The sequence below is a fragment of the Ancylobacter mangrovi genome (genome assembly GCF_024752355.1).
Lineage (GTDB): Bacteria > Pseudomonadota > Alphaproteobacteria > Rhizobiales > Xanthobacteraceae > Ancylobacter > Ancylobacter mangrovi.
This window is the reverse complement of the sequence record NZ_JANTHZ010000022.1, coordinates 1-742: the sequence shown is the minus strand read 5'-3', so window position 1 is coordinate 742 and position 742 is coordinate 1. Positions and strand designations below refer to the sequence as shown.

1 protein-coding gene is annotated in these 742 nt (G+C 66.4%); it reads right to left on the bottom strand.

The window, feature by feature from the left end; translation table 11 throughout:
- Positions 1 to 742: alpha/beta fold hydrolase (locus tag NVS89_RS22885; RefSeq protein ID WP_258735095.1), on the bottom strand; the 742-nt coding region annotated here is incomplete at both ends.

The following is a 742-nucleotide window of genomic DNA, read 5'->3' as shown; positions in this document are numbered from 1 at the left end:
GGCGCGCCGTTCGCGTCGCCCTCCATGGTGATGGTGGGTACGCCTATGGAAGGGAAGGTCGCGAGCCTTGCCTCGATGTCGTTGTACCTAGTCTCTCCGGGGGCGAGGCCGAGCCGCCAGCGATAGTTGTCGATGACGATGGCGACATGGTCCGGGTTGTCGAGAGCCGCCGCCGAGCGATCGAAGGTGGCGTCGTCGTAGGCCCATTTCGGCGAGGCCTGCGTCCAGATCTGCCGTGCGAAGTCGCGCATGTACTGCCGATAGCCGGCCTCCCCGCGAGCGGTGGCGAAATAATACTGGTACCACCACTGCAGCTCCGCCTTGGGCGGCAGCGGCTTGCGGTTCTGCTCCTGGCTGCCGATGAGGTAGCCACTGACCGACACCATGCCCTTGAAACGCTGCGGCCAGAGCGCGGCCATGATGTTGACGGTGCGCGCGCCCCAGTCGAAGCCGCCGAGGATAGCCGTCTCCACTTTCAGGGCATCGAGGAAATCCATCGCATCCACGGCGAACGCGGCCTGCTGGCCGTTGCGTGCTGTCGTCCCGGAGATGAAGCGAGTGGTGCCGTAGCCCCTGAGATAGGGAACGAGCACGCGATAGCCGGCCGCGGCAAGCTGAGGCGCCACGTCCACATAGGCGTGGATGTCATAGGGCCAGCCGTGCAGCAGCAGGACGACGGGCCCGTCGGCCGGGCCGGCCTCGGCATAGCCCACATCGAGCGATCCGGCGCGCACCGTCTTCA